This is a genomic window from Frankia sp. ACN1ag (assembly GCF_001414035.1).
In the GTDB taxonomy this organism is placed as follows: Bacteria; Actinomycetota; Actinomycetes; order Frankiales; family Frankiaceae; genus Frankia; species Frankia torreyi.
Map to the genome: position 1 here is coordinate 1 of NZ_LJPA01000027.1, position 22,618 is coordinate 22,618.

Genomic DNA, 22,618 nt, shown 5'->3' on the forward strand with positions numbered 1-22,618 from the left:
GCGGGTGCCGTCGGGGCTCCAGGCGCCGCCGGTCAGCCAGTCGGTGTGGCCGGTGAAGGACAATATGCGGACGCCGGCTTGCCGCGTGGTCGCGTTCGGTGCCACCAGCCAGCCTCGGCGGCGGGCACCGTCGACCGGGCGGCACAGCAGCGCCTGAGTGGCATATGCGTGGGAGCCGCTCCAGCGTGCGCCGGTGAGATCGCAGCCACGGAACATCGTTCCCGTGAGCTCGGCGCGGCGGAGATCGGCCCCGTCCAGGCTGCTGTCGTGCACCTCAGCGCGGGTCAGGTCCGCATCGGACAGGTCGGCCCCCGACAGGTCTACGTCGCGCACCACGGCGTCGGTCAGCCTGGCCCCGGCCAGAGACACCCCGCGCAGGTCAAGCCGCCCGCCGCCACCGTCGATCTGCCAGCCGGCCAGACCGGCGCCGGTGAGGACGGATCCCGACGGGGCGTGGCTCGGATGGCCCGCCCGGGTCGCCGCCAGGCAGTACGCGAACGCCAGCACTGCCGCCGCATCGGCCCGCCCGCCTGGGGCCTGTGCGGCCATCGAGGCCAATGCCTTCATGCACCGCCCGCGCTGCGCCTCGCCACGTCCCGCCAGCCACTGGCCGAGGAAGTCGAGCGTCTCGGGGCTCGGCACCGGCAACTGCCAGCCGGCCCGAGCCTGCTCCGCGGGCAGCTCCAAGGCCCGGGCGAGATGGCGGGCGAGGAAGTACTCGCGCAGCGACGTGTGCGCGAAACCGAACGTCTCGTCGTCGCGGCGTACCAGGAACGTCGCCGTGCGCAGGTCCTCCTTCCACAGGTCCGGGGCCCGCGCCGGGTAGTGCAGCTCCAGGTCTGGCCGGCCGGCGAGGAACTCCAACAGCCACTGCTCGACCTCGTCCACCTGCCACGTCGCCCGTCCGGAGCGCCACAGCCGCGCAGCAAGGTCCTCCATCAGGAGCTGCTTGTGCGCCGGGAGTAACGAGTGCTTGCCGTCGTCGCGTTCCAGCCACTGNGCGACGAACGACGCGTACAGGTCCACCGAGCGCACGGTGCGGCCGTCGAGCTTCGCCTGCTCCACCGTTCTCAGTTGCTCGGCAACCATCCGTAGGGTCAGCGGGCGCTCGGCGATCTCCCGCAGGTTGTGCACGCTGTCGAGCAGCTCCAGCAGCCGGTCGGCATCGGCGCCGGGCTCGTTCGCCGAGAGATACGCGCGTACCTGATCCTCGCCGAACGGCAGCATCAACAGGGCCAGATAATCGGCGCCATCCGGACCGTCGCGGTGCTGGCCATTGAAGTGTGTGGTCTCGTGCCGGACGGACCGGAAGTAGTGGGTCCGGCAGGACAGCAGCAGCCGGCTCGGCCGGGCTCCCCGCCGGTCGGCCGTCCGAGACTGCCAGGTGTCCTCAGTGGCGCGCCACAACATCCGGGTGAACATCTGGCCGGCGTGCGGCTCCAGGTGCACCAGCACCTCATCGAGTCCATCGAAGATCAGCACGCAGCCGCCTTCGGCCACCATGTCCAGCACCTGCGCGGCCGACGGGCCGGCGCTGGCGCTGGCGCTGCCGGCGTCCAGCAGCGCCTGCACGATCCTCGTGAGACTGGCTCCCTCCCGTGCCACCGCTGGCGGCAGATCCCGCAGATCGAGCAGGATCGGCAGCGGCACCGCGGGGCCGTGCTGCCGGCGGCGGTCCAGCAGCGCCTCGGTAAACAGCTTGACGGTGGTGGTTTTGCCCATCCCGACGTCGCCGAGCAGCGTGCACAGGTGACGGGCGCCCGGCGACTCGTCGACCGCCCAGCTCAGCAGGCGGGCCACCGCCCTCGTCNGTTCGCCCAGGTGCCGCGGCATCGGGTCGCCGGGGCTTCCCGCGGCGAGCGAGGTCTCACCGGCCACGGGGGGCACTGGCGTCACGTCCAGGGGCCGCCGGCTCATCATCTTCCGGGCCCATGCCTCTCGGCCGGAGCGGTCCCAGGCATGGGTGCCGGTGCGGCCCGTTGCCGCCGGCTCGTAACGCGCCCACGCCGGCGCTTCGGCACTGGGCCATGGCTCCTGCCTGGCCGGAAGGGGTTCCCGAAGGCGGTCGTCGACCATCGCCAGGACCGTCGTGACGAAATGCAGCCGGGCGACGCGATCCCGGCACTGGCTGAACGGTCGGTCGGCACACAGTGCGGCGTTCCCGGTGACGGATGCTCGCGGAACGACGCCCTCCAGGGCGAATCGGAGCGGCCGACGAGCGGTCGCGCCCCGCGGGGCATACCTCCGGGCGGCGGCGCTGTCGAGCTCCACCACCACGTCGGCCGCCTCGCGCAGCCGTTGCCGCTCAGCCCCGACGTTGACGCCGAGCGGGATGTCGAGTGGGCTGGTGACTCTGTAGCCGGGGAGCGCGGCGACCTGCTCGGTCAGCAGCTCTATGAACAGCCGTTCCCGCCTGCGGAGCGCCTTGGACGCCTGCGGAGCCGTCTCTACGTGGACGACCGGTTGGAGCACCTCGGATACCGACGCCGCCACCGGCTCGTCGCCGGTTCGTCGCCTCGCCTCTCGCTGGGAACGCTCGGCCAACTCCTCGCCGGTGACGTCGGCGCCCTCGAACCAGCAGAACCGGTCGGCCGGCGGAGCCTTACGTCGGTCGCTGACCAGCCGCAGGTCTACCCCGGCTGCGGACGCCGCCTCGTCGAGGGCGGCCCGGAACTTGCGGAAGGTGTCCTGCGCCTTCACATCACCGCCGCCGGGTGTGGCGACGTCCAACGCCTGCGGCATCGGGATTCGCCCGTCGTCGCCGATCAGGTCGGCCAACGCCCGCAGCCGAGCCAACTGCCGGGGCGTGAGATCGTCGGCGAGTCGATCCAGGTGCCGCAGCACCGCCCGACCGGGCAGCCGCATCAGGCTGCGTCGCTCAGCACGCGACGCCGGATCTCGGTCGCTAGATCCAATGCGAACCTCTCCCGGCTCGGTCCGCGGGTCTCGGTGAAGCAGCGCCCCTTGGAGGTGAAGATGTGCCGGGTGTCGACCCCGTGCAGGTCCCACGAGCCGTCGATCGGGACCCGCTTCAACATCACCGGCAGGACCTTGTCGACGTCCGGTCCGAGCAGCCGGGGGAGCTCCACGTCCAGGATGAAGCGGCTGGCGAAGAAGCCGGGGCTCAGTAACAGCAGCCCGTAGTCGCACTTGGCGAGTTGGTCGAGCGTCTGCCGACGCCAGTCCTCACCGATCTGCAGGTGCGAGTCCTCCCACCATTCGGCCCGCACCCCGGCCAGGCCATCGAGGTGTAGCTGGCCGAGCAGCGCCTGCTTGGCGTCGGCGTCGCTGTGGCACCAGCTNAGGAACATCGAGACCTGGACCCGCTCGCCCATCGAACCGCCCCCGTTCGCATTTTTCCGGATGGCTTCACGATAGGGCGTGATCACATCACTCGATCTTCCGGGGTACCCGCGATCGCGGTTCAGTGGCAGACGTCCAGCCCTCATGGCGCGCTGCGCATCACAGCCGTCTCAGGTGCTGGAGGTTGGATCCGCTTCGGGCGGCGCGGTGGTGGGGAGGGTCCGTATGGCGGTCGGTTCCTTGATCGAGACGCCGCTGATGCCTAACGTGCGCATCGCATCGATCAGGCCGGTGATGCGCTCAACCGCCTTCGCCGGCGGGAGGCCGCGGCGGTGGATGTTGGACAGGAGGTTGCGGTCGGCGTCGGTGTGGCCCGAGCGGGGGCGGTGGGCCAGGTAGGCGGAAAGGCTCTCGGCGGTGGCGAGGCCGGGGCGCTCGCCGATCAGCAGCACGATCACCGTGGGGCGCAGCAGGTCGCCGATGTCGTTCATGATGCCGACGCGGCACTGGCGCACCGCGAACGGCTGGCCGGTCGACCAGCCTGCCTCGGCCGCCGCGGTGAGCAGCGCGGGCAGCAGCGTCGGGACCTGGGCGTCCACCGCCGCCGCGGACAGGCCGTCGCCGATCACGACCTGGAGATCCGCGCCGGGCGGACAGCGGGCGGCGACCTGCGCGCGCCCCTCGTCGGACAGCCGCCGGCCCAGGTCCGGCCGGCGCAGGTACTGGGCGCGGTCGGCGGCGGCCGATCCCACGGCGAACAGGCCGTACCGCTCGGTCGTCGTGGTCAGCGCGGGGCCGGTGAGGTCCAGTTCGGCGTCGACGGCGTCGCGGGCCGCGGCGTGATCGGCCCGCAGTGCCAGCAGGTTCGCCGTTCGGTAAGACGTACCGGTCCGGCCGACGAACACTCGCGCCGGCGTCACTGCCCGGACCCGCTCGGCCAGCGCCGCGAGATCCACCGGCACCACCGTCGACGCCTCGGGTTCCCGGCCCGGCCTGGTCCGGTCGGGGGATGCGGTGCCGGCAGGTGGGATGGCGTCGGCCGGCGTGACGGAGGCGGGGTCGGGGTCGGGGGCGTGGCCGGGGGTCATCGGGTCGGGCCCGAGGGGACGGCGGGTGGAGTGGGGAGGGTGGCGAGGGCGCCGTCGAGACCGGCGGTGAGCAGGGCGGCCACGGGGCCGGTGGGGTCGGCGAGGTGGCCGTCGACAAGCAGGCCGCGGTCGGTGAGCCAGGCGGTGAACTCCGGCGTCGCCTGCAGGTTGAACAGCTCCCGCATGCCGGCGGCGTCGTGGTAGCTCGTCGACTGGTAGCCGAGCATGACGTCGTCGGCGCTCGGGACGCCCATCACGAACGTGCAGCCGGCCGCGACGAGCAGGACGAGCAGGTCGTCGTTGGTGTTCTGGTCGGCGTCGACGTGGTTGGTGTAGCAGACGTCGCAGCCCATCGGCAGGCCCAGCAGCTTGCCGACGAAATGGTCCTCCAGGCCGGCGCGGGTGATCTGGCGGGCGTCGGCGAGGTACTCCGGGCCGATGAAACCGACCACCGAGTTGACGAGGAACGGGTCGAACGCCCGCGCCACCCCGTGCGCCCGTGCCTCGCAGGTGAGCTGGTCGACGCCGTGGTGGGCGTCGGCGGACAGCGCGCTGCCCTGCCCGGTCTCGAAGTACATGACCTGCTCGCCGACGAAGTCGCCCGGCCGGTCCTGGCGATGGTGCGCGAGCACGGTCTCGCGGCCCTCGGCGAGCAGGTCCAGGGTGATCCCGAAGCTCCTGTTCGCCGCCTCCGTGCCGGCGACCGACTGGAACAGCAGGTCGACGGGGGCCCCCGCGGCCAGCGCGGCTAGCTGGGTAGTGAGGTGCGCGAGCACGCACGTCTGCGTTGGCAGCGCCAACGCGTCGACCAGAGCGCCGAGGCCGCGCAGGATCGTCCCGACCTGCTCGACCGACTCGCGCGCCGGGTTCACGCCGAGCACGGCGTCGCCGCAGCCGTGTAGCAGGCCGTCGAGCACCGACAGCAGGATGCCCTCCAGGTCGTCGGCGGGATGGTTCGGCTGCACCCGCACGCCGAGGACGCCCGCCTCGCCGATCGTGTTGCGGCAGCGGGTGACCGTCCGCAGCGGCTTCGCCGCGCAGATCAGGTCCTTGTCGCTCATGATCTTCGCGGTAGCGGCGGCGATCTCGGGGGTGATCGCGCGGGCCAGGCCGTCATCGCGCCAGCGCGCCGGGAACGACGGCGACAGCACGAGCTCGCGGAACTCACCCACGGTGAGCGAGACCAGCGGGGCGAACAACGCGGGGTCGTGGCCGCGCAGGATCAGGTCGGTGACCGCGTCGTCGATCAGCGGCGCGGCGATGATCTCGCCGAGCGTGACGTCGGCGAGCGCGAGCTTCGCCGCGACCCGCTCGCGCGCCGACCCAGCGGCGATTCCGGCGAGCTCGTCGCCGGACTTCATCTCGTTCGCCTTCGCGAACAGGGTCGCCAGATCGGCGAACACATGCCGCTCGCCGCGCAACGTCGCCCGGTAGGCCAACGCGGCCACCTCCCGTCCCCGGCGCTGCCCGCTCGCCGACGCACTCCGCTCGCCGACGCACTCTGAGGCTCGCCGACGCATGTCGCTCGCCGGCACACTCGCTCGCGTAACGGTACGTATCTTTGCCCGGACGGACGATCGAGCCGTATTACGGTGCTCCCCGTGCCGGAGGACTGGAACAGGAACGCGGGCGCCGCTGCGCCCGGCGCGGCGGGGGCAGCGCAGGCGGGTCGGTGGGCGGTGCGATGAGCGCAACCTCGGTGGAGGGGCTCATCGGGCTGGACGAGACCGTCGACGAGGTGCTTGCCGCCTACGATCTTGGCCCGGCGCCGAAGGCCACCCTGCTACACATCTCGGAGAACATCACCTACCGGGTGGACGACTTCGCCGGCGGGCGTCGCTGGGCGCTGCGCCTGCACCGCCCCGGCTACCACAGCCTCGCCGAGATCCACGGCGAGCTCGCCTGGGTGAGCGCCCTGCGCGGCGACGGGGTCGTGCGGACCCCGCCCGTCGTCCCGACCCGCACCGGCGCCTCCGTGGCGACCGCGACCGCCCGACCACAGGGCACCCCGAGTGATGGCGCGGGCGGTGGCGCAGGTGGTGGTGCGGGTGGTGGAGGCGACGCAGACGGCGGCGCCGAGCGGCATGCCGTGCTGTTCGAATGGGTTGACGGCCGCTCGCCCGAGGCGCTGGAACCGGCCGCGCTGCGAGGGGCGTTCACCCAGCTCGGCGATATCACCGCGCGGCTGCATCGGCACGCCCGAAGCTGGGCCCGCCCACCGTCGTTCGCCCGCTTCGCCTGGACGTGGGAGAGCACCCTCGGCCCCGCCGCCCGGTGGGGGAGCTGGACGTCCGGCCTGCATACCGCGTTGGGCGAGGCCGTCGTCATCGGCGCGGATGCAGCAGCGGGCGTGGACGATCCGGGATCGCGGGGTGCCGCCGTGCTGGGATCGCGGGGTGCCGCCGCGCGCGAGGCGGTGGAACTGCTGGGCCGGGCCGCCACCGTCGCCGAGGGACGGCTGTCGGCCTTCGGCAGGGGGCCGGACCGGTTCGGGCTCATCCACGCGGACATGCGCATGGCGAACCTCCTCGTCCCCGACGGCGCCGGAACCATCGCCGCGGCGGGCGCGGCGAAGGCGGACGAAGTCTGCGTCATCGACTTCGACGACTGCGGCTTCGGGTGGTACCTGTGGGATCTCGCGGCGTCGCTGTCGTTCATCGAGCACCTCGACTCCGCTGGTGATCTCGTCGCCGCGTGGCTCGCCGCCTACCAGCGGCGGCTGCCGCTGACCGCCGCGGACGTCGCGATGATCCCGACCTTCGTGCTGCTGCGTCGGTTGCTGCTCGTCGCGTGGCTCGGCACCCACCCGCATTCCGACGCGGTGCCCAGCATCCCGGCGTACGCCCGCGAGAGCTGCGATCTCGCCGAGGCCTACCTGACCGGGCGCCTGCTCGCCGGCTGACTGCGGCCGGGCCTGATGGTGCGCTGGCGCCGACGGCGAGCCGGACCGGACGAGGAGTCGGGACGGAGGGTAAGTCGGGCCGCTTGAACGTCCCGCCCGCCGGGGACTATGCGGACATCACCCCGCATCGACGAAAGGACGTGCCACATGTTCACCTCGGTCGCGGGTCGGACCGTTGTGGTCACCGGCGGGAGCAAGGGGATCGGCAAGGGCATCGCCAGGGTTTTCGCGACGGCGGGGGCGAACGTCGTGCTCAGCGGCCGGGACGTCGTCGCCGCGGCCACCACGGCCCAGGAGCTCGACGAGCTCGGCGAGGGCACCGTCAGCTTCGTGCTCGCCGACGCGGCCAGCGCCGAGGACAACGCGCGGCTGGCCCGGACCGTCGCCGAGCGGCACGGCGGGGTGGACGTCGTCTGCGCCAACGCCGGGATCTTCCCGTCCGCGCCGCTGGCGACGATGACGGAGGCCGACATCGACGAGGTGCTGGGGACGAACGTCAAGGGCGCCATCCTCACCGTGCAGGCGTTCCTACCGGCGCTGGTCGCCTCCGGCCGCGGCCGGGTGATTCTCACCTCGTCGATCACCGGGCCGATCACCGGCTATCCCGGCTGGTCGCACTACGGGGCGTCCAAGGCGGCGATCCTCGGGTTCATGCGCACCGCCGCGGTGGAGCTCGCCCGGGATCGGGTCACCGTGAACGCGGTGCTCCCGGGCAACGTCCGCACCGAGGGGCTCGACGAGCTGGGCGCGGACTATCTGAACTCGATGGAGGCCGCGATCCCGATGCGCCGGCTCGGCGAGGTCGACGAGATCGGTCACGCGGCGCTGTTCCTCGCCTCGGACGAGGCCTCCTACATCACCGGGCAGGCGCTGGTGGTCGACGGCGGGCAGATCCTGCCCGAGTCGCCGGCCGCCCTGCAGATGTCGTGAACGCCGCCCGCGCCGCCGCCGGCGGCGGCTCTCAGGCCGTCACGGACAGCGGGGTGCCACCGGTGACCCGGACGAGCTCCTCGTAGGTCGTCGGGAAGACGGTGTGCGGGGTGCCCGCGGCGGCCCAGATCCGGGGATGGTCCGCGAGCGTCACGTCGACGACGGTGCGCAGCGGTGCCGGATGACCCAACGGGGGGGCCCCGCCGATGGCCTGTCCGGTCGCCTCCCGCACCTGGGCGGCGCTGGCCCGGGACAGGGCTGCCACCCCGAGCCGGGCGGCCAGCGCGCCGGTGTCGACGCGGTGGCCGCCGCTGGTCAGCACCAGCACCGGCCGCGCGGCCTCCGTGACGAACACCAGGCTGTTGGCGATCGCGCCCACCTCGCAGCCGACCGCCGCGGCCGCTTCCGCCGCCGTCCGCGCCGAGTCGGGCAGCTCGCGGATAGCCCGCGCGGACTGCTCCGCCCCGGCCGCGTGCAGCGCTTCGGCGACCAGACGGCTGCGCGGCGGCAGCCCGGCGAAATCGGGTCCGCCCTGGCTTGGGGCCATGCCGGCCGGACCGGTCTCGGTGCCGGCCCCGGTCTCGGTGCCGGCCCCGGGATCGGTGCTGGCCCCGGGATCGGTGCTGGCCGGGGTCTTGGTGCCGGTCTGAGCCTCGGTGCCGGTCTGGGTCACGGTGTGGTCTCCTGACGATCGTCGGCTTCGAGGTTCGGTGCCGTGTCGGAGTTCGGTGCCGTCCGCGGAGCCGGGTGCGAGTATCGCGCGAGCAGTTCGGTTGCGATGCGCCGTAGGTGCGCGGCGACGCCGTCGGGTTGGCCGGGCGGCTCGTCGACGATGACCCGCGCGCCGAACCCGGCGAGGTCGGCCGCGGCGACGGCCGCGCTCGGGAACGAGGCGCACAGCGCCGTCCAGCCGGCGGTGCCGCCCACGGCGCCAAGCGGGTCGGCCGAGTCGACCGGGTTGGCCGAGTCGACCGGGTTGGCCGAGTCGACCGGGTTGGCCGAGTCGACCGGGACAAGCTCGGTGCCGGCGGCGGTGCTCTCACCGGTGGGGGACGACCCGGCCGGCGGTTCGATGCGGCCGCGGGCGCTGAGCACGCCGAGCAGGATCGGGACGATCGCGGGGTCGGCGCGCAACCGGACCCGGTAGGCCCACATCCGTTCCTCGACCGCGCGGCGCGACTGTGCCCACAGGGCCGGCAGGTCGAGGTCGGCGGGCCGGTCCGCGGGCTCGTCGAGTTCGGCGACCGACTCGATGCGGGAGACCCGCAGGGTGCGCGGGCCGGCGTCCGTCCCGGCGACGAGGTACCAGACGTCGCCCTTCTGCACCAGGCCGTAGGGGTCGACGTCCCGGTCGCGGGCGGGCGTGCCGGCCGCGCGGTCGGACCGGCCGGCGTAGCGGACTCGGGCGCGGCGGCCCGCCCGCAGGATGCCGGCCAGCGTCGCGAGCTGGGCGGGCGGTGTCACTGCGGGGCCACCCCAGCGGCCCGGGTCGACGAGCAGGGTGGCGGTGACGGCCTCGGCGTCCGGGCGGGTCGCCGCCGGCAGGGCCGCCAGCAGCTTGCGCAGCGCCGAGTCCACCGCGGGCTCCAGCCCGAGCCCGGGACGCGCCGCCGGACCCGCGACCAGGAACAGTCCGTGCGCCTCGTCGGCGGTGAGCCCCGACAGGTCGCTGCGCCAGCCGTGGACCAGCCGCCACCCACCGCCGTGTCCCCGCTCGGAGTACAGCGGCACCCCGAGTTCGCCNAGGACGTCGAGGTCCCGGCGGACCGTCCGATCGCTGACGCCGAGCCGCCCGGCGATCTGCGCGGCGGTGAGCCGCTCGTGCGCCTGCAGCAGCATGATGATGGCGATCAGCCGACTCGCTCGCACCCGATCACCGTAGGCCGGCCGCGGTGCGCGGCATCGGGCCGGTGCCGGTGCCGGTGCCGGGCTGGTCTGGCGGGGTGGCCCGCGGCCGTGAACAGGACAGCGTGAACAGGACAGGAGGTGACCTGTTCGGTGGCTACCGTCGCCTTCGATCACGCCGCGACGACCGAAGGAGCACCCGCATGAACCCGCTGGATGACCCGCGCCCGCTGCTCGACCGCGCCCTCGACCAGGCGGGGCGGCTCGTCGCCGCCGTCGAGCCGGACCAGATCGCGCTACCGACCCCCTGTTCCGAGTTCGACGTCACCACCCTGGTCGGGCACCTGTTCACCGTGGTCGCGCGGATCGCGGTCGCGGGTCGGGGTGGCGACCCCCGGGAGCTGCCTCTGGTGACAACCGGGGTGCCGTTGGACGGCTGGGCGGAGCGCTACGCGAAGTCCGCCGCCGACCTGCGCGCGGTCTGGTCCGACGACACCCTGCTCGACCGGCCGCTGCAGTTGCCCTGGGCGGTGCTGCCCGGCCGGGTCGCCGCGGCGGCCTACACCCAGGAGCTGACGATGCACGCCTGGGATCTGGCGGTCGCGACGGGCCGCACCGGCGAGCTCGATCCCGAACTCGCCGTCATCTCGCTGGAGATCGCCCGGCGGGCCGTACCGATCGAGGGGCGCGAGGAGATGCCCTTCGGCCCGGTGGTCGAGGTGCCTGCCGACGCGGACGCCTACCGCCGGCTGGCCGGCCACCTCGGTCGTGCCGTGTCCTGACGTGCCGTGTCCTGACGAGCCGCCCCGCGCGGACGGGGCAACACAGGAAAAACCGCCCTTTCCCGATTTCGGATGTGCCGATCCAGGCGCAGGGCACAAGCAGGGTTTCAAACGCCGGACAACGCGGTTCACGTAGTGGCGACGACGTGGCGTACCGACGGTTGTGCGGAGCGTGGCGAGGGTATTCAGCAGGCGCGCCGGGGAGAGCTTCCCGACGGGAGATCCGAACGGTCGGGGTGTCGTGACGGCGCATCTGCCGAAGGGATGGCCATGAAAATCATCAAGCGTTGCAGATCTCTGGTCCTGGCTGTCGTCCTTGCCTTCGCCGCATTCCTGGTGGCCGCGCCCGCCGGCGCGGCCACGCCGTCACCGGCAGGCCCAAGTCCGGCCGCCACCACACCCGCGCCGCCGCCTCCGAAGGCGGTGGAAAAGCCGCACGAAGGCCCCAAGGAACACAAGGGGCAGCACCGTATCTTCCACCCCGGATACTGGGAACCCGGATACTGGATTCCCGGTTACTGGTGGCACCACCACTACTTCCCCAAGGTCTGGCATCCCAAGGAATGGCACCCCGGCTTCTACTACTGGGGTACGTGGCCGACCGCATGACCGGTGGCTGCCCGACCTGCTGACCGCGGGGTGATGCCGCGGCGCGCCGGGTTCCCGCCGTCGGCCTGACCTGAGGGCGGCGGCGGGAACCCGGCCGTTCGCGCGGGCGTGGTCACCCGGCCCGCGGGGTCATCGGGCTCGTGCGGTCATCGGGATCGCAGGGTCATCGGGCTCGCGGGGTCACCCGGCCCGCAGGATCCGCCCGCAGCGCGGCTTGCCGGGCACCGGGACGAACTTCTTACCGTCCTGGGTGACCTGGACGTAGTCGTAGCAGGGCGCGATGTTGGCCACGCCCTTGCTCAGGTTGATCGGCGCCGGCAGCAGCCCGTCGGCGTCGAAGCGGGTCTGGCTGCGCAGGCCGGCGAGCACGCCCGCGCGGGTCGGGCAGGCGCCGGCGGCGGTGATCCCGCGCAGCAGCAGGTCGGCGCTGATCCAGCCGATCAGCGCCGTGCCGTCCGGCAGCGCGGCGGCCTGCGGGGCGTAGGCGGCCATCGCGGCGAGGAACCGCCGGTGCGCCGGGGTGCTGACCTCGAACGGCGTGTAGTCGAGGAACGCGTACGCCCCCGCTGCGGAGTCCCCGAACCGGGCGAGCTGGCTGCGGTCGTAGCTGGTCGGGTTGCCGAGGATCGCCTTGAGGTCGACGCCGGCGTCCTGCACCGCGGCGACGATCTGGTAGAAGTTCGGCGCCGGGACGAAGGCGATGAGACTGTCGGCGCCGGAGTCCCGGACCTCGTCGGCGAACCGGTCGGCGTCGAAGGGCCCGCTGGGCACCTGCAGGTTGTCCGCGACCTTCAGGCCGGCGGCGAGCACGCTCCTGCGGGCGGCGTCGGCCATCGACCGGGTGGCCGAGGACAGCTCGAGGGAGACCGTGACCGCGCGGTGCGCGCCTCGGTTGGCGAGGAACTCGCCCCAGCCGCTGGAGGTGGGTTCCTCCACCGTCGGCCGGGAGTAGCTGAACACGTTCGAGCGGAGCACCAGTGACGGATCGGTGATCTGCCCGTCGACGACGGGCACCCCGGCGGACTCCAGCAGGTGCGCCGATCCGGAGGCCGCCACGCTGAACTGGAGGAGGCCGAGCGCCTTGTCGCGCTGCGCCAGGGCGCGTCCACCGACGGCGTTCAGTTCGGGGGCCGCCTCGTCGTCCTCGATGCTGTAGGAGAGCCGGCGGCCGTAGATCCCGCCCTTCGCGTTCTGCTCGCCGAGGCGGGCGTCCACGCCCGCCCGGAACAGCGCGCTGGGGTCGCCGTCGTACGGCGAGCCGGAGTACAGTAGGCCGAGGCTGATCTTGCCACGGTCGACGCCCGCCGTCGGCGCGCACGGGTCCGCCCCACCGTGTCGGGCCTGGCTCAGGATGTCCCCGCCGTTCCCACCGCCCCCGCCACACGCGGTCACGCCGACGACGATGCTGGCGACCGCGGCACCCGCCGCGACGAATGAACGCAGGCTTCTTCTCATTCCCTACCATCTCTGTGCCTTTGTGCGGCGGACCGACCCTTTCGGGCCCCAGTGCCGGCCCATGGGTGGCGGTCGGACCGGTTCCCGGTCAATGCCGGCGGCCGGGCCAGGAGCAGCACAAGGTATAGGGCAGCACAAAGACGGATTCGTCGTGTTCTGATTCCGGTCGCCGGTGCTACGCCTTTCGGGGTGTAGCTCGCGGCGCGGTGCGGCGTCGGGATGGTCCGGCCCGCGGGCGGTGGGCGCCTCGGCCGGGTGAATGCGTGATGCGTCTCATCAATCGGTGATGGCCGCCGCCCCGGTCGGTGCCATCGGCCCGGCCGAAATACCGGTGTGGGGGCGCGGTGATGCCGATCCGTCCTGCGGACACATGCTGTGTCCCGGGCCCCGGAGATGCGCGGATGCGCGCGGAGGCCGCTGTGACGGCCGCATTCCGGGTTCCGCGTCGGCCTGATTGGCCGCGGGTAAACATTCCTGCATATCGGCTGGCGGCTCGGGCGGCAAATACGCCCCCACCCTCGGTGGGCACCGCGGACCGGGCGGCGCCCACCGGCTGTTCGGCGGGCGCGCCGCGGCGGCCTGGCGCGCCGCCCTCGGTCCTGTTCCGCGCCGAAGCAGGTGACCCGGGTCATGCCCGCGGGGAGCCCCGTCGATCATGCCCGGCGGGGAACTCCGTCGGGCTGGTGCGGGCGTAGAGGAGCCCGGCGGCCGAGGACGACCGAGGCGATGACGATCACCGCCGTCCCGACGCCGAGCGGTGTCAGCGGTTCACCGAGCAGCAGCGCCGCCCAGATCAGCGTCAGCACCGGTTGGGCGAGCTGGAGCCGCCCGACCCGCGCCACCCCGCCGAGGGCGAGCCCCCGGTACCAGACGACGAAGCCGAGGAACATGCTCACCACGCTGACGTAACCCAGACCAGCCGCAGCGCCGGCTGTCACCTGGCGCGGCGGATGCACGGTGAGGCCGATCGCGGTCAGCGGCACCGTGACCGGCAGCGCCGCCAGCAGCGCCCAGCAGATCACCGCCGCGCCGTCGAAGCGCCGCGAGAGCACCCCGCCCGCGGCATAACCGAGGCCGACGAGCGCCACCGCGGCGAGCACCAGCAGGTCGGCCAGCCGCGGCCGGCCCGCACCCTGGACCGCCGCGAAGGCCAGCACCGCGGCGAGCCCGACGCCCAGGGCCGCCCAGTAGGGCGGGGTCGGCCGCTCCCCGGCCAGCACCACCGCGAAGCCGGCCGTCGCCGCCGGCGCCAGGCCCACCACGACGGCGGCGTGCGCGACCGGGACGTCCGCGAGCGCCCACGAGGTCAGCAGTGGGAACCCGACGACCACGGTCGCTGCGATGACGATCGTCGCGACCCGCCCGTCCGGGGGGCGCAGGGGCAGGCCACGGCGGCGCAGCAGGGCCGCCGCGAGGCCGGCGGCCAGCACGGCGCGCCCGGCGCCGACGGTGAGCGCCCCGAAGGCGGGCTCCGCGGCCCGGGTCGCGACCAGCGTGAGGCTGAACGCCACCACCCCCGCGGCGCCCGACACCAGCCCCCGCGCTTCCCCGCTCCCGACGAATGCGCTTTCCTTGGCTTTCATGTACGAGGATATCGGCGGAAGCGCTGACGGGTCAGCGGCCGGGCCGGGCAGCCGTGTGGGAGAGCCGGGCCGCGGGGGAGGGCAGGCGGGGATCGTCGACGAGCTGACCGCGCTGTGTGCCCGCCTGCCCGCGGGCTCGGCGTTGCCGAGCACCCGGGAGCTCCAGCGCCGGCACCGGGCGAGCGCGCTGACCGTGCAGCGGGCCCTCGCGGCGGTCGCCGCCCGCGGGCTGCTCGTCACCACGCCCGGTCGCGGCAGCGTCGTCGCCGAGCCGCCGGCGTCGCGGTCGACCGACCTGAGCTGGCAGACCGCCGTGCTCGGAGCCCGCGACGACCTGCCGCACGACATGACAGACCTCTACTCGCCCGTCCCCGACGGCGTGCTCGACCTCGCCTCGGCCTACCTGGATCCGGCGGCCCAGCCGGTGGGCCTGCTCGCGGCGGNGGCCGCCCGCGCCGCGCGCCGGCCCGGCGCCTGGGATCGCACCCCGGTCGCCGGCCTGCCCGACCTGCGCGGGCTGATCGCCGGCCTGGTCAGTCCCTCCCACACCGCATCCGACGTGCTCGTCACCAGCGGCGGGCAGGCGGCGCTCGCGCTGGTCTTCCGTGCTCTCGGCCGGCCCGGCGAGGCCCTCGCGGTCGAGCACACCACCTACCCGGGGGCGCTGGCCGCCGCGCGGGCCGCCGGGCTCGTCCCGGTCCCGGTGCCGGCGGACGCCGCCGGGGTGCGCCCGGACGATCTTGCCGACGTTCTCGGCCGCAGCGGGGCCCGCCTGGTCTACCTCCAACCACGGCACGCCAACCCCACCGGGGCGGTGCTCGCCCCGGACCGCCGGCCGGCGGTGCTCGCCGCCCTGCGGGACCACCGGGCGTTCTGCGTCGAGGACGACTGGGTGGCGCCGCTGGATCTCACCGCGGTCAGCCCGCCCCCGCTGGCCGCCGCCGACCCGGACGGCCACGTCGTGCACGTGCTGTCGCTGTCGAAGAGCGTGTCGCCGGGCCTGCGGATCGCGGCGGTCACCGCCCGCGGCCCGGTCGCGGCCCGGCTGGCCCGGGTGCGGATCACCGACGACCTGTTCGTCGCCCCGGTGCTCCAGCAGACCGCGGTGGAGCTGCTCAGCACCCCGGGCTGGCGCCGGCACCTGGCGTCGCTGCGCCGGGTGCTGCTGGCCCGCCGGGCGGCGTTGCTCGCCGCGATCGCGCGGGCCCTGCCCGCCTGCGACCCGCCGCAGCCGCCCAGCGGAGGTGTGCACGTCTGGCTGCCGCTGCCGCCCGGCGCCGACGATCGGCTCGTCACCGCGGCCGCCCGGCGGGCGGGCGTCGCCGTCGGCCCCGGCAGCGCCTACACCGTGGGCGAAGCCGTCGCCCCGCACCTGCGCCTGACCTACAGCCGCACCCCGGGCGAGGGTCTCGTCGCCGCGGTCGACCGGCTCGCCGCGGTGCTGCGCGACGGGTGAGGTCCGGGCCCCGGGAACGCCGTGGTCCCGCCTGGTTGTCCAGGCCGGACCCCGGACCGGGGGTCACGCTCAGCAGCGGTCGGGGTGGTTCGGTCGGATCTGGGCCGCCGGACGGGCATAGGTATCGGGGGGCCGAGGGGCGGACCGCCGCGGTGACGCCGCGCTCGGCCGGGTTGGACGGTGACGTTCAGATGGGGGATGAAGCGCGCGCGCCCGCGCGGGCCCGCCCGCCCGGATTCGGGGGGCCACCCGTCGCCCGGTGGTGGCGGCGGACGGCGCTGGGTGTCGCCGTGGTCGCCGTCGCGGTGGCGCTGGCCACGCTGACGCTGCCCGCCCGGGCAGCGTTGATCATGGTGCGGGCCGCCGCGCTGGCATCGACGACGTCCGGCACGTTGGCCTGCTTCGTGACCGCAGCCCGGAGCGAGGGCGCGGAACGCACCTGGCGCGTGCTCGTCGGCGTGATGGTGCTGGCGCTGTCGGGCACGGCGCTCGCCTCGCTGCACGACGTCGTCCATGGCGGACAACCCGTGCCGCACATCACCCTGCCCATGCTGGCGCTGCTGGTGCCGTGGCTGTGCGGCCTGGCCGGAGTGCTGCGCTACCCGACCGATCCGTTCGACTCGCTCGCGCGCGGGACCGCTCGGCAGCGGCGCTGGTACCTGATCACGGTGCTCGACAGCGTCATCGTGACCGGTGCCGTCGCGTTGCTCGCCTGGGTGACGGTGCTGGAGAACGGCATCAAGGAGGGCGATCATCCCGTCTACGACATCCTGCCCGCCCTCGTCGTGACCGCCGCCGCGCTTGTCACCGCCGTGACGATCATCCTGATCGCCACGTTCCGCCGGCCGCGGTCCCTGCTCGGCCTCAGCCTGCTGGGCTCGGGGCTGATGGTCTTCGCACTGGCCATCATGATCTACCTGTACGCAACGACCCGGGACCTCGCCGACCTTCCGCGCATCCTGGACCTGGGCTTCGTGACCGGCCCGCTGCTGGTGGGCCTCGCCGCGCTGTTGCCGCCGGGGCAGCCGCCCCTCGCCGTCGTCCCGGCGGCGCAGTGGACCGCCACGCAGTACCGGCGGCGCTGGTGGCACGTCATGCTGCCCTACCTGCCGCTGCTCGTCGCGGGCGCCGTCGCGGTCGTGCGGGTGGTGGGGACCGATCTGGCCGGGCAGGAGGAGATCTGGGCGTTGCTGTGCCTGCTCGTGCTGGCCCTCCTCCGGCAGATGACGACGATGGCCGACAACGTGCGGCTGCTGGAGCGGTTGGAGGACAACCAGGGGGAGCTGCGCCGGCTGGCCTTCCACGATCCGCTGACGGGCCTGGCCAACCGGGCGCTGTTCGCCGACCGGCTCGACCAGACCCTGGCCCGCTATGCCCGGGTGCCGCACCCGGTCGCCGTGGTCTTCTGCGATCTCGACGACTTCAAGCAGGTCAACGACGCGCTCGGGCACGCGGCCGGCGACGAGCTGCTGCGCGTCACCGCCCGCCGGCTCACCGCGACCGTTCGGGCCACCGACACCGTGGCCCGCTTCGGCGGGGACGAGTTCGCCATCCTGCTCGAATCCGCCCCGGCGGGCGACGCCGAGGACCCGGTGGTGATCGGGCACCGGCTCGCGGAGGCGGTCCGCCTTCCGGTCCGGCTCGCCGACACCACCTACGCCGTCGCAGCCAGTTTCGGGCTCGTCGTCGTCGGCCCCGCCGACACCGCGATCACCGCCGAGACCCTGCTGCATCGCGCGGACCTGGCGATGTACTCGGCCAAGTCCGGCAAGAGCGGACTTCTCACGGTGTACGACGCCGACCTCGGCGCGCCGGACACGATCCCCGCCCTGCAGGCCGCCCTCGCCGCGGCCGCCCGCGACGACCCGAGCGGCGGCCGGCTCGGCGTCTGCCTGCGGCCCGTCGTGGACCTGGCGACCGACGAGGTGCCCGCCTACCAGGCCCGGTTGGAATGGCACCACCCCCGGCTGGGCGTGTTCCGTCCGCAGCGGCTGGCCGTCCTGGGCGACACGGCCGGTGTCGGGCCGGCCCTCGACCGGTTCCTGCTGCGCCACGCCCTGGCGTGGGTCGCCCGCCGGACGCCGTCCGGTGCGCGACCGGCAGCGGTGCACGTGCCGCTGCTCGCCGAGCGGGCCAGCCACGAGGGTCTGCCGGCGGAGATCTCCTCGGCGTTGGCCGACGCGGGGCTGCCGGCCGGTGCGCTCGTCCTCGACATCCGCGGAACGAGCCGGGACCGCGACCCCGACACCACCGCTGAGGTCCTCACCCGGCTGCACCGCGCGGGCGTGCGGATCTCCCTGGCCGAGGTCGGCTCGGCGGACACCACCGTGGACAGCCTGCGGCTGCTGCCCGTCGACATGATCACCCTGCACCCCGCCTACACGGCGCTGTGGGTCGACCGGTCGACCCCGGACCGGCTGCGCATCCTCACCGACGCCTTCCTCGCCACCGTGATCGACCTGGGGATCGAGGTGATCGCCGACGGTGTCGACACCAGGTCGACGGCACGCCGCCTGCTCGAACGCGGCTGCCACCTCGCCACCGGCGACATCGTCGACAACCGTTCCCCGCCACCCGCGACCGCCGCCCGTGTGTGAACCGGACCGCCCGGCGCAGGTCGGGTCGGTCCGGGTCGGTCCGGGTCGGTCCGGGTCGGTCCGGGTCGGGCCGGGTCGGGCCGGGTCACTGCGGCATCCGGCGCGCGATCGATGCCGGTTCCCGGCCGGCGAGTAGCCAGCCGGCGGCCGTGGCCGCCGACGGGACTCCGACGAGGAAGATCAGCGGGTAGATCGCCGGCACGTGGCCGAAGGCCGCCAGATCGCTCCGATACACCGCGACCAGGCCAAGACCGGCGCCGAAGGTGCCAAGCAGCACGCCGAGCAGGGCGAGCCCGCCCGCCGTGGCCGCGGTCAGGGTCCGCCTGATCCCGGCGTCCGCCCCGGTGGCCGTCAGGGTGCGCAGATCGGCGGCGCCTTCGCTGCGGATCAGGCCGACGGTCATGGCCAGGACCGCGAGCGCGAGGACCAACCCGCCCGCCGTGGCGCTCGCCCGGACCGTCTGCACGGCGGCCTGGCCGTCCCGGGATTCGATGGTCAGGCCGGCCCGGGCGGCGATGCGGCGGGCCGCGGCCACCTGCGGGCCGGTGAGGTGCTGCCCGGACTCGATGAGCCAGCCGGCCCGGACCGGCACCAGCTGGCGGCGGGCCAGTCCGCCGACGGTCAGCAGCGTGTCCGGGAGCGAGGTGTACCGGGGTCCGGGAACCCGGATGGTGGGGGGATGCTCCAGGTCGCGGGTCCTGGTCGGCGCGAACATGACCAGACTCCGCGCTTGGCCGGTGACCACGTCGACCGACCTGGGGATCGCGGCCGGATCGGCGCCGGCGAGCCGCAGGAGTGCCGGACTGGCGACGTAGGCCGGGGCCATCGCGAACTCGCTGTCGCCCCTGGCGCTGCCGAGTTCCTGGGCGTGCCGGACGGGTTGACCGGTCGTGGGGCTGAGCTCCGGTGGCGCCGCCGGGTCGTAGGCCAGGTCCAGCGGGAGCACCGTCGAGGCCGGGAGGGCGGCCGCCATCTCGCCGACCCGGTCGGCCAGTTCCCGCAGCCGGCTCGCGGAGCTGATCGGAACGAGCGCCGGCGGGTCGCCGGGCTGCGGGATGCGGACCAGCACCTGGCGATCGCTCAGGTTCCCGGTCGCCGGGGTCGCCTGGGCGGCTGTCGCGACGACGACGGCGGCGACCGGGATGGCCAGCGCCAGGCTGATCGCGGCCACCGCCGCGCCGGATCTCGCCGGGTGTCGGGCCAGGTCGCGCAGGGCCAGCCGGGCGGCGACGGGGGTCCGTGCGCCGGCTGCCGCGAGCAGCCTGATCGCGGGCGGGCCCGCGAACAGGATCGCCAGCGCCGTGGCCACCGTGCCCACGACGATCAGGATCGGGTTCCGCCGGTCGCTCGTCGCCAGGCAGCCCAACCCCACGGCCAGACCGACCGCGGCGAGCGCCGCCGGTCGGTGCGTGGATCTGGGCGCCGGCGGCCGGCCGGAGAGCGCGAGCGTGACCGGGAGGCGGGAGACGGCCCAGGCCGGCCACCAGGCCGCGGCGGCCGACATCGCCATCGCCAGCACCACGATCGCGGCGATCAGCGGCCAGGGAAGGTCGAACCGGTCGATCCGGTGCCCGATCGTGGGCTCCAGCCGGCCGGCGGCCAGGGGCCAGAACAGCAGCCCGACCGTGGCCCCGACCCCGGCCGCGACCGTGCCCACGAGCAGACCGGTGGCGGTGACCACGAGCCGTACCTGCCGGGCGGTGGCACCGATCGCGGCAAGCATGCCGAGCTGGCGGAGTCTGCGCCGGGCGAGGACGGCGAAGCCCGCGGCGGCGACGAACGCGACCAGCAGGAGCAGGACGGTGGTGGCGGCCAGGACCAGGGCGGTGATGACGACCTGGTCGGTGTTGCCCCCCTGCCCCAGCCGCTGGCTCACGGTGGTCAGCCGTGGGCCCTCGCGGCCGTGCCGGTCCCCGAACACCGACACCGACCGCGGCGGCGGCCCCCCGGCGGGCGCCACGAGGACGAAGTCGTCCGTCAGGTCGCTGGGGTTCTCGGCGATGCCGACGATCGTCCGGGGGTGGCCGTCGAGGGCGATCGAACCGCCGAGCCGCAGGCCGAGGAGCTTGGCGGTGCCGGTGGTGACCGCGGCCTCGGTCGCCCCGGACGGATACCGACCGCGATGGATGGCGAGCAGGTGCCCGGTGTGGGTTCCGCCGAGCGGCTGCGCCCGGTAGTCGACCGGCCGGGCGAGCCCCGGGGCCCGTTCCGGGGTGTGGCCGACCATGTCGACGGTCCCGTAGGCCCTGCGCAGCGCGGCGATGTCGGCGGTCATCGCCGGTGGGTCCTGCCCGTTGAGCACCCAGACGTCGCGGGCCGTGCCGAGGGTGGGATCGGCGGGCGGGGGTGCGTGGTAGAGGGCGGTGCCGCCGCAGACGGCCACGGCCACCGCCACGAGGAGCAGGAGGGTCACCAGTATCTGCGACCGCCACTCTCGGCGTAGCATCCGCCAGGCCCACCGCACCATCGCCCGGCGGGCGGGCAGCCCGCCCTCGGCGCGGGCCACCGGCCGTAGGGGTGCCGCGACCGTCATCGCGATGGCTCCGTGCCGGCGGCCAGGAGCGACTCCGGGCCGGCCGGCGGGCGGGACTGGTCCACCGCCACTCCGTCCCGGACGAACACCACGCGGTCCGCCCACGCGGCGAGCTGGGCGTCGTGGGTGGCCAGCACGGCGGCCGCCCCGCGCTTGCAGGCGTCGCGCAGCAGCCGCATGACGCTCTCGCCGGCCTGGGTGTCCAGCGCCCCGCTCGGCTCGTCGGCCAGTAGCAGCCGGCGTTCACCGACCAGGGCGCGGCCGATGGCGATCCGCTGGCGCTGCCCGCCCGAGAGCTCGTCCGGGTAGGCGCCAGCGCGATCCGCCAGTCCCAGTTCGTCCAGGGCCCGCCGCGCCGCCGCGGTCGCTGCCCTCGCCCTGACGCCGTCCAGCTCGAGCGGCAGCGAGATGTTCTCGGTGGCGGTGAGCCCGGGCAGCAGGTTGAAGTCCTGGAAGACGAAGCCGACGTGCCGGCGCCGCAGCCGGGCCCGGTCGGCCGCTGACATGCCCGCCAGGGGGGTGCCCTCGACCAGGACGTCGCCCGTCGTCGGCTGCTCCAGGCTGCCCGCGATGGTCAGCAGGGTGGATTTGCCCGATCCGCTGGGGCCCATGACCGCGACCATCTCCCCGGCGTTCACCGACAGATCGACGCCGGTCAGCGCGTGCACCGCGACCGCTCCCGAGCCGTACACCTTCGTCACGGCGCGCAGTTCGAGTACGGGTGTCATCGGCCGGCCCTCGCGCCCCGCCGCGTCCGGGTGGATGCCGGGGTGGGCGCCAGGGTGGATGCCGGGGTGGGCGCCGGGTCGGCGGCCGGCGGCGGTCGGTGACGCAGGCGGGCCTGTGCGGTGTCCAACCAGCGGACGAACGCCTCCAGCCGGAAGATCTCGGCGTCGGTGACCAGGAGCAGCCCCAGGTCGTCCTCGGCTGCGTCCTCCTTCAGGCGGGTGTAGCGGCTCATCGTCTCGATCAGGTGCCGCCGGTGCGTCTGGAGGAGCTGGATGACATCCACGCCGGGCAACCGCGTCGCCACCAGCACCTTGATGACCAGCTCGTCGCGGGGTGGCACGTCGGCGGCGGGCGGCGTGGCGAGCCAGGCCGCGAGCTCCGCGCCGCCCTCGGGAGTGATCCGGAAGCTCTTCTGCGGGCCAGGTTCCTCACCGTCGTCGGAGGCGACCAGGCCGTCGCGCTCCAGCCGCTGCATGGTCGTGTAGACCTGGCCGACATTGAGCGGCCAGACCTCGCCGGTGCGTGCCTCGAACTCCTNACGCAGTTGCAGTCCGTACTTCGGGCCCTCGCTCAGCAGGGCCAGCAGGGCATGTCGCACGCTCATGAGCACCCGTCCCGTCGGAGAATACCCAGTATCATACTCGGTATAAATCCGCGCCTGGCAAGCCCGTCAACCGCGATGGCACCGCGGGTTCCGTCGGGCCCGGCACCCACTACCTCCGCCGGCCACGTCAGCCGGAGGACCTGTCGTGGAGACCGTGTTCGCCTGGCCCGGGCCGGGAGAATCCGCTGACTCTCCCGGCCCG

General features: G+C 74.1%; 17 protein-coding genes and 5 pseudogenes. 7 read left to right on the forward strand and 15 right to left on the reverse strand.

The genetic code is table 11. The features are described 5' to 3' along the window. The 6 genes and pseudogenes from UK82_RS39405 to eutB all read right to left on the reverse strand — a co-directional run. Positions 1 to 999 (reverse strand): pentapeptide repeat-containing protein (locus UK82_RS39405; RefSeq protein WP_236706274.1); only part of this gene is annotated, 999 nt, incomplete at both ends. Between the two features lies 1 nt (position 1,000). Further along, positions 1,001 to 1,800 (reverse strand): annotated as a pseudogene (locus UK82_RS39410) (NACHT domain-containing protein); the annotation flags it as partial. A gap of 11 nt (positions 1,801 to 1,811) precedes the next feature. Next, a pseudogene (locus UK82_RS43075) lies at positions 1,812 to 2,865 on the reverse strand (hypothetical protein); the annotation flags it as partial. Continuing rightward, positions 2,865 to 3,302 (reverse strand): toll/interleukin-1 receptor domain-containing protein (locus UK82_RS21960; RefSeq protein ID WP_236706275.1); only part of this gene is annotated, 438 nt, incomplete at its 5' end. The pseudogene UK82_RS43075 and the gene UK82_RS21960, both read right to left, overlap by 1 nt. Before the next feature lie 171 nt (positions 3,303 to 3,473). Further along, positions 3,474 to 4,391, reverse strand: a complete 918-nt coding sequence (gene eutC / locus UK82_RS21965; protein ID WP_082122224.1) for an ethanolamine ammonia-lyase subunit EutC — start codon at positions 4,389 to 4,391, stop codon at positions 3,474 to 3,476. Next, on the reverse strand, positions 4,388 to 5,830 hold the full coding sequence (gene eutB, locus UK82_RS21970) for an ethanolamine ammonia-lyase subunit EutB (RefSeq protein WP_044887761.1): 1,443 nt from the start codon (positions 5,828 to 5,830) through the stop codon (positions 4,388 to 4,390). Before eutB ends, eutC begins: the two co-directional genes overlap by 4 nt. 245 nt (positions 5,831 to 6,075) lie before the next feature. On the opposite strand from eutB, the gene UK82_RS21975 reads away from it, so the two are divergent. Both UK82_RS21975 and fabG read left to right on the forward strand, forming a co-directional pair. Next, positions 6,076 to 7,293 (forward strand): phosphotransferase enzyme family protein, encoded by a 1,218-nt coding sequence (locus UK82_RS21975; protein ID WP_044887739.1) that lies wholly within the window; start codon positions 6,076 to 6,078, stop codon positions 7,291 to 7,293. 147 nt (positions 7,294 to 7,440) lie between these two features. Beyond that, entirely contained in the window at positions 7,441 to 8,223 is a 783-nt protein-coding gene (gene fabG / locus UK82_RS21980) for a 3-oxoacyl-ACP reductase FabG (RefSeq protein ID WP_044887740.1), read from the forward strand. Between the two features lie 31 nt (positions 8,224 to 8,254). Here fabG and UK82_RS21985 read toward each other — a convergent pair whose 3' ends face one another. From UK82_RS21985 to UK82_RS43080, 3 genes and pseudogenes are all read right to left on the reverse strand, one after another. Further along, positions 8,255 to 8,770: a YbaK/EbsC family protein gene (locus UK82_RS21985; RefSeq protein ID WP_055409111.1), complete on the reverse strand. Its 516-nt coding sequence runs from the start codon at positions 8,768 to 8,770 to the stop codon at positions 8,255 to 8,257. 122 nt (positions 8,771 to 8,892) lie between these two features. Continuing rightward, positions 8,893 to 9,966 (reverse strand): YafY family protein (locus UK82_RS21990; RefSeq protein WP_236706277.1); only part of this gene is annotated, 1,074 nt, incomplete at its 5' end. Position 9,967: 1 nt separating this feature from the next. Further along, positions 9,968 to 10,245: pseudogene (locus UK82_RS43080) on the reverse strand (HTH domain-containing protein); the annotation flags it as partial. Between the two features lie 26 nt (positions 10,246 to 10,271). Here UK82_RS43080 and UK82_RS21995 point away from each other — a divergent pair. Beyond that, the gene (locus tag UK82_RS21995) at positions 10,272 to 10,850 is read left to right on the forward strand and encodes a TIGR03086 family metal-binding protein (RefSeq protein WP_044887741.1); all 579 of its coding nucleotides are present in this window, start codon (positions 10,272 to 10,274) and stop codon (positions 10,848 to 10,850) included. 270 nt (positions 10,851 to 11,120) lie between these two features. After that, on the forward strand, positions 11,121 to 11,459 hold the full coding sequence (locus UK82_RS31790) for a hypothetical protein (RefSeq protein ID WP_082122230.1): 339 nt from the start codon (positions 11,121 to 11,123) through the stop codon (positions 11,457 to 11,459). 180 nt (positions 11,460 to 11,639) lie between these two features. Here UK82_RS31790 and UK82_RS22000 read toward each other — a convergent pair whose 3' ends face one another. Next, positions 11,640 to 12,914, reverse strand: a complete 1,275-nt coding sequence (locus tag UK82_RS22000) for an ABC transporter substrate-binding protein (protein WP_055409038.1) — start codon at positions 12,912 to 12,914, stop codon at positions 11,640 to 11,642. 653 nt (positions 12,915 to 13,567) lie between these two features. Then, positions 13,568 to 14,497, reverse strand: coding sequence for a DMT family transporter (locus UK82_RS22005; RefSeq protein WP_055409040.1), 930 nt, complete (start codon positions 14,495 to 14,497; stop codon positions 13,568 to 13,570). Here UK82_RS22005 and UK82_RS39415 point away from each other — a divergent pair. The 3 genes and pseudogenes from UK82_RS39415 to UK82_RS22015 all read left to right on the forward strand — a co-directional run. Then, positions 14,496 to 14,940 (forward strand): GntR family transcriptional regulator (locus UK82_RS39415; RefSeq protein ID WP_236706278.1); only part of this gene is annotated, 445 nt, incomplete at its 3' end. The genes UK82_RS22005 and UK82_RS39415 overlap by 2 nt on opposite strands. 1 nt (position 14,941) lies before the next feature. After that, positions 14,942 to 15,953, forward strand: a pseudogene (locus UK82_RS39420) (PLP-dependent aminotransferase family protein); the annotation flags it as partial. A 191-nt stretch (positions 15,954 to 16,144) separates the two neighbouring features. Next, positions 16,145 to 18,550 (forward strand): diguanylate cyclase domain-containing protein, encoded by a 2,406-nt coding sequence (locus UK82_RS22015; RefSeq protein ID WP_055409042.1) that lies wholly within the window; start codon positions 16,145 to 16,147, stop codon positions 18,548 to 18,550. 85 nt (positions 18,551 to 18,635) lie between these two features. On the opposite strand, the gene UK82_RS22020 is transcribed toward UK82_RS22015, so the two are convergent. The 4 genes and pseudogenes from UK82_RS22020 to UK82_RS41630 all read right to left on the reverse strand — a co-directional run. Further along, positions 18,636 to 21,083: an FtsX-like permease family protein gene (locus UK82_RS22020; RefSeq protein WP_055409045.1), complete on the reverse strand. Its 2,448-nt coding sequence runs from the start codon at positions 21,081 to 21,083 to the stop codon at positions 18,636 to 18,638. Beyond that, entirely contained in the window at positions 21,080 to 21,811 is a 732-nt protein-coding gene (locus UK82_RS22025) for an ABC transporter ATP-binding protein (RefSeq protein ID WP_044887746.1), read from the reverse strand. Before UK82_RS22025 ends, UK82_RS22020 begins: the two co-directional genes overlap by 4 nt. After that, a partial coding sequence (locus tag UK82_RS22030; protein WP_236706279.1) for a PadR family transcriptional regulator occupies positions 21,808 to 22,349 on the reverse strand: 542 nt, incomplete at its 5' end. The genes UK82_RS22025 and UK82_RS22030, both read right to left, overlap by 4 nt. 1 nt (position 22,350) lies before the next feature. After that, positions 22,351 to 22,416: pseudogene (locus UK82_RS41630) on the reverse strand (PadR family transcriptional regulator); the annotation flags it as partial. Between the last annotated feature and the right edge of the window lie 202 nt (positions 22,417 to 22,618).